General features: G+C 61.8%; 5 protein-coding genes. All 5 read left to right on the forward strand.

The features are described from left to right. Positions 1-9: 9 nt before the first annotated feature. The 5 genes from LKX83_RS27365 (at position 10) to LKX83_RS27385 (ending at position 6,446) form a co-directional block, all read left to right on the forward strand. Complete coding sequence (locus LKX83_RS27365; protein WP_227886023.1) at positions 10-909, forward strand: DUF2232 domain-containing protein; 900 nt, start codon at positions 10-12, stop codon at positions 907-909. Positions 910-993: 84 nt separating this feature from the next. Beyond that, positions 994-2,982, forward strand: a complete 1,989-nt coding sequence (locus LKX83_RS27370) for a DHH family phosphoesterase (protein ID WP_227886017.1) — start codon at positions 994-996, stop codon at positions 2,980-2,982. After that, complete coding sequence (gene rplI, locus LKX83_RS27375) at positions 2,979-3,422, forward strand: 50S ribosomal protein L9 (protein WP_227886018.1); 444 nt, start codon at positions 2,979-2,981, stop codon at positions 3,420-3,422. The genes LKX83_RS27370 and rplI overlap by 4 nt, the downstream gene beginning before the upstream one ends. Positions 3,423-3,426: 4 nt before the next feature. Next, positions 3,427-4,803, forward strand: a complete 1,377-nt coding sequence (gene dnaB, locus LKX83_RS27380; RefSeq protein WP_227886019.1) for a replicative DNA helicase — start codon at positions 3,427-3,429, stop codon at positions 4,801-4,803. A gap of 356 nt (positions 4,804-5,159) precedes the next feature. Then, a complete protein-coding gene (locus LKX83_RS27385) occupies positions 5,160-6,446 on the forward strand; it encodes an adenylosuccinate synthase (protein WP_227886020.1) in 1,287 nt (428 codons plus the stop codon). Positions 6,447-6,702: the final 256 nt, after the last annotated feature.

Here is a 6,702-nt window from a genome sequence, read left to right on the forward strand (position 1 = left end):
CCTTTGAACATGGGTTGGAAGTCGCTGGCTTGGAGTGCCGCGGCATTGGTATTGCTGCTTAGCATCGCTACTTCGTTAAGCGGCATTACGCTGTTTTTGCTCATGACGCCGCTGGTTGTGCTGTATACGATGCTCAAGCCGGTGTCTTTCGCGGTTCACATCGTCGCGATCGCAGCCGTCGCCTATTTGATGCTAGGAAGCGCGGGCGCCATCGCGTTGACGTTCGGATTTTTCTTTTTGGTGCCGTCCATCGTCATGGGCCACCTCTACAAGCGAAGAGCCAAAGCGAAGACGGTTGTCATGGTTGGCTTCCTCGTCCTGCTCGCCCAACTGCTGACGGAGCTTGCACTGTTCTCGGCGCAGTACAACATCGATTTCTCCGCCCAACTGGCCACCTTTATCGAAGACTGGATGAAGCAGATGCAGGCGAACGACCTCATCGCCGGCGACTGGGCCACCGCGGCCACGTCGATCGGCGACGCGATCGTGCGGATGCTGCCGACGCTGCTGCTGCTCACATCGTTCCTGATCGCGATCGTGACCCACGCTTTGTCCCGCCGGGCGCTCGCGATGTCGGGCATCGTGGCGCCGGCGCTCCCCGAGATGAAGACGTGGATGCTGCCGCGGAGCCTGGTCTTTTATTACCTCATTGCCGTGATCCTGAGCTATGCCGTCCCGGCGAGCAGCACCGGCTTCTGGAGTGCCGTCGCTTCGAATGCGATGCCGATCCTGCAATTCGCTTTTACCGTCCAGGCGATGGCGTTTTTCTTTTATCTCGCCGGCGCCAAGCAGTGGCCGAAGATCATTCCGATCGTGCTGATGATCCCGGTGCTGCTGTTCCCTCCGTTCTATCTGATCGGACTGCTCGACGTGGCGTTCCCGCTGCGCAAGTATTTCGCGAAGAAGTGAACCTCTCGGTGCGCGATGGTATTTTGGCGGATCGGTATTAACGAAGGCACGGCAGCGTGCCGGTTCTGAGGAGCGAAGCTTTACATGCCCAAGTTTCTCGTTCAGCGATGGCACGGCATGCACAACGTCTGGGCGCTCGTTCTCATCCTTCTGCTCACGGTGGCCCTCACCTGGTTCCAGTGGATACTCGGACTCGTGGCCCTCGTGCTGGGCGGAGCGGTCGCCTTTTACGCCTTGATGGCGGAGCGCGCGTTTCGCAAAGATTTGAACGATTACGTCCTGACGCTGTCTTACCGGATCAAAGGCGTCGGCAACGAAGTCATCGGCCATCTGCCGTTCGGCGTCATCCTCTACAACGAAGACAAGGAAGTCCAATGGCATAATGCCTTTATTACGACCGTGACGGGGCGCCCCTCCGTCGTCGGCGTCCCGCTCGCCGAGTTGTTTCCCGGCCTGCCTCAGGCCAAGGAAAAGGACAAAGAGAAGGACAAAGACAAGGAAGCGCCCAAATGGGAGACGACCGTCGGCGGACGGGTCTACGAGCTTCATTTCCGCGCGCAGGAGCGGATGCTCTTCGTGATCGACGTGACCGAGCGGTGGACGCTCGCCAAGCGCTACGAGGACGAGAAGCTCACGCTCGGCATCGTCATGATGGACAATCTCGAGGAAGTCGCCCAAGGCATGGACGACCAGCAGCGGGCGCTCATGCTGTCCAAGGTGACCGGCGAGATCACCGAATGGGCGCAAAAGTACGGCCTGTACCTTCGCCGGCTGTCCTCGGACCGCTACCTGGTCATCACCAACCAGCTCGCGCTGCGCCAGCTGGAGCAGTCGCGGTTCGAGCTGCTGGACGACGTGCGGGAGCAGACGATGAACCTCAAGCTGCCCATGACGCTCAGCATCGGCTTCGCCTCCGGCGCGGACAACATCTCCGAGCTCGGCCAGCTGGCGCAGGGCAGCCTCGATATCGCGCTCGGCCGGGGCGGCGACCAGGCGGTCGTCAAGTTCGGTCAGCGGCAGAGCTTTTACGGCGGCAAGAGCAACGCCATCGAGAAGCGCACGCGCGTGCGGGCCCGCGTCATCTCCCACGCGCTGCGCGACCTGATGAAGGAGAGCGACCACATCGTCATCATGGGGCACAAGATGCCCGATATGGATGCGGTCGGCGCGGCGATCGGGGTGCTCAAGGCGGCGCAGCAGTTCGGCAAGGAAGCGTTCATCGTGGTGGAGGGCGTGAATCCGGCGATCCAGCGGATGATGGACATGCTGAAGGAAGACGAGAAGCTCTACCGCCGGTTCATCACCCCTGAGCAGGGGCTGCAGCTCACCTCCAAGCGATCGCTCGCCGTCGTGGTCGACACCCACCGGGCGTCGATGGTCGCCGAGCCTAGGCTGCTGCAGCAGACGGACCGGATCGTCATCGTGGACCATCACCGGCGCAGCGAGGAATTCATCGAGGACGCGGTGCTCGTGTACATGGAGCCTTACGCCTCGTCCACCTGCGAGCTCGTCACGGAGCTGCTGCAGTACATCCACGAGCGCGTCGTGCTGGAGGTCCGCGAGGCGACCGCGCTGCTCGCGGGCATCACGGTCGACACTAAGAGCTTCGCCATGCGCACCGGTTCGCGGACGTTCGAGGCCGCTTCGTTTCTGCGCCGCAACGGCGCCGATCCGGCGCTCATTCAGCGGATGCTGAAGGAAGACCTCGAAGAGTACATCAAAAAAGCCGAAATCATCCGCAACGCGGAGACGTATCTGGATCATATCGCGATCGCGGCGGCGGATCCGGCCAAGCCGATCCCGCAGCTGCTCATCGCCCAAGCGGCGGACACGCTGCTGAACATGACGGGCATCCGCGCTTCGTTCGTCATCGGGCTCCGTCCGGACGGCACGATCGGCGTCAGCGCGCGGTCGCTCGGACAAATCAACGTGCAGGTCGTCATGGAACGGCTTGGCGGCGGCGGGCATTTGACCAATGCCGCCTGCCAGATGCAGGGGACGATCGAGGAAGCCGAAGCCAAACTGAAGCAAGTGCTTAGCGATATTCATGGGGAAGAGGGGTTGTTCGAATGAAAGTCATTTTCCTGCAAGACGTGAAGGGCCAGGGCAAGAAGGGCGAAATCAAGGACGTATCCGAAGGCTACGCGCGCAACTTCCTGCTGCCGAAGGGCGTCGTTCAGATCGCCACGGAAGGCGCAAAGAAGACGCTGGACCAGAAGGTGCTCTCCGAGCAGAAGCGCAAGGAGCGCGAGAAGGAGGAGGCCAAGGCGCTCGCCGCCAAGCTGGAGGAGATGACGATCGTCATCAAGGCGAAGGCCGGCGAGGGCGGACGGCTGTTCGGCGCGATCACGAGCAAGCAGATCGCCGAGGCGCTCGAAAAGCAGAAGATCGTCGTCGACAAGCGCAAGATCGAGCTCGCCGATCCGATCCGCACGCTGGGCGTGACCAAGGTGCCGCTCAAGCTGTATCCCGATGTGAAGGGCACGCTGAGCGTACAGGTCGTGGAGGAATGAGGCCATGACCGGCAGCGGGGAACAGCTAGGCTTTGACCGCGTCCCGCCGCAAAATCTCGAAGCCGAGCAGGCGGTGCTCGGCGCGATCCTGCTGGAGACCGAGGCGCTCATCACGGCGATGGAGCGGGTTCGGACGGAGGACTTCTACAGCGTGGCGCACCAGCGCATCTTCGAGGCGATGGTCGATCTCGGCGAGGACAATCAGCCGCTCGACCTGATCACGCTGACGGCGATGCTGCAGGACCGCGGCCAGCTCGAGGAGATCGGCGGTGTTACGTACTTGGCCAAGCTGGCCAACGCGGTGCCGACCGCGGCGAACGTGGACTACTACGCGCAGATCGTCGAGGAAAAGTCGATGCTGCGTCGCCTCATCCGCACCGCCACGCAGATCGTCAGCAGCGGCTTCGCGGCGGACGAGGACGTCAGCGCGCTGCTGAACGACGCTGAGCAGCGCATCCTGGAGCTGTCGAACCGGCGGGCGTCGTCGGGCTTCATCAGCATCCGCGACGTCCTGATGGACGTTTTTGAACGCGTCGAGTTCCTGTTCAACCACAAGGGAGGCGTTACCGGCATCCCGTCGGGCTTCCCGGATCTCGACAAGATGACGTCCGGCTTCCAGCGCAACGACTTGATCATCGTGGCGGCCCGCCCTTCGGTCGGCAAGACGGCGTTCGCGCTGAACATCGCGCAAAACGTCGCCGTGCGCGCGGGTGAGACCGTCGCCATCTTCAGCCTCGAAATGTCGGCGGCCCAACTCGTGCAGCGGATGATCTGCGCCGAGTCGAACGTGGACGCGGGCCGCATGCGGACGGGCTTTCTCGAAGGCGACGACTGGGAGAAGCTGTCGATGGCGATCGGCTCGCTCTCCGAGGCGCAGGTGTACATCGACGATACGCCAGGCATCACAGTCGCCGAGTTGCGGGCCAAGTGCCGTCGGCTCAAGAAGGAAAAGGGCCTCGGCATGATCCTCATCGACTATCTGCAGCTCATTCAGGGACGGGGCAAGCCGGGGGAGAACCGGCAGCAGGAAGTCTCGGAAATCTCCCGTACGCTGAAGCAGATCGCGCGGGAGCTCGAGGTGCCCGTCATCGCCCTGTCGCAGCTGTCGCGGGGCGTCGAGCAGCGGCAGGACAAACGTCCGATGATGTCCGACCTTCGGGAGTCGGGCTCGATCGAGCAGGACGCCGATATCGTCGCGTTCCTGTACCGGGACGACTACTACAATCACGACACCGAGAAGAAAAACATCATCGAAATCATCATCGCCAAGCAGCGGAACGGTCCGGTCGGGACGGTCGAACTGGTGTTCCTGAAAAACTTCAACAAATTCGTCAGCCTTGATCGCGCGCATGGCGAATCCGTAGTCGGGAATGCTTCCTAACAGGGGCCCCGGCGACTTCATAGGGGATGCCGGTCCGCCCTCTTTTCGCAAGAGGGCGGCTTCGTGCTGGCTCAAAAGCCAAAGTCGGCTGGGGAACGGGGCGAAAGCGCGCTCACGCGGTTTTTCTTTGAATGATTTCCGAACAATCATATGGACGCTTGTTTAATTGTTCGCCTTTTTGTTGACTTCCCGTCGGCCGCTTGCTACACTAATCATGCCGCTTCAGCGGCCATTTGCCGTCCGTCGGGACCGATCGACCGTTCCCGATGCGTTTGTCGTGCGCGCGCAGCGCCCGCGACCGACCGGTACGGCATCATCATGCCGGCGGATCGAATCGGCCGGATGGAGGGATTGCATTGTCTACAGTAGTCGTTGTAGGAACGCAGTGGGGAGACGAGGGCAAAGGGAAGATCACCGACTACCTCGCGGAGAAAGCGGACGTCGTCGCCCGTTACCAAGGGGGCAACAACGCCGGACATACGATCCTGATTCAGAACAAGAAGTATAAGCTGACGATGATTCCTTCGGGCATTTTCAATCAGAATAAGCTATGCGTTATCGGCAACGGCATGGTCATCAATCCGGCCGCGCTGGCAGAAGAGATTCAATATATTCAAGACAATGGCTTCAGCACCGAAAATCTGCGGATTAGCGACCGCGCGCACGTGATCATGCCTTACCATCTCGTGCTCGACGGCCTCGAGGAAGACCGCAAGGCGGACAACAAGATCGGTACGACGCGCAAGGGCATCGGCCCGGCGTACATGGATAAGGCCGCGCGCAACGGTATCCGCATCGCGGACCTGATGGATCCGCAGGAGTTCGCGGACAAGGCGCGCCGCCTCGTCGCGGAGAAAAACCAGATCATCACCCAAATGTACGGCGGAGAGCCGCTGGAAGCCGAGCAGATCATCGAACAGTACCTGGCGCTGGCCGAGAAGCTGCGTCCGCTCGTCACCGATACGTCCGTCGTACTGAACGACGCGATCGACGACGGCAAGAAGGTGCTCTTCGAGGGCGCCCAGGGCGTCATGCTCGACATCGACCAAGGCACGTATCCGTTCGTGACGAGCTCGAATCCGTCCGCGGGCGGCGTCTGCATCGGCTCGGGCGTCGGCCCGTCCAAGATCCGTCAGGTCATTGGCGTCGCCAAAGCCTACACGACCCGCGTCGGCGACGGTCCGTTCCCGACCGAGCTGCACGACGAGCTGGGCCAGCTGATCCGCGACAAGGGTCACGAGTACGGCACCGTCACGGGCCGCCCGCGCCGCGTCGGCTGGTTCGACACCGTCGTCGTCCGGCACGCGCGCCGCGTCAGCGGCATCACGGGCCTCTCGCTGAACTCGCTCGACGTGCTGAGCGGCCTCGAGACGGTCAAGATCTGCACGGCGTACCGCTACCGCGGCGAGCTGATCGAGCACTACCCGGCCAACCTCAAGACGCTCGCCGAGTGCGAAGCGGTATACGAGGAGCTGCCGGGCTGGAGCGAGGACATCTCGAACGCCAAGACGCTTGACGACCTGCCGGAGAACACGCGCAACTACGTGAACCGCGTCTCCGAGCTGACCGGCATCCCGATCGCCATCTTTTCCGTCGGCCGCAACCGCGAGCAGACGAACCAAGTAGCCGACATCTACGTATAAAAAGGCACAGCTGCCCGCTGATAAAAGCGCAGACTGCTGATAAAGGCGCTGCTGCCCGATGAGCGTGCAGCTTTGGCAAACCGCCCCCGGTCGGGGGCGGTTTTTTTGCGTTTGGGCTGGTGTGGGGCAGGTGTGTCGGTGTGCGGGGTAATACGCACATCCGCCGCACGAGCGCACATCCCGCCAGTGTAGGTAGTTTATATACGCACATCCGCCGCATGAGCACACCAGCCCGCCAAAGTAGGTAGTCTACATA

This window comes from Cohnella baijiui (assembly GCF_020731285.1).
GTDB lineage: Bacteria > Bacillota > Bacilli > Paenibacillales > Paenibacillaceae > Cohnella.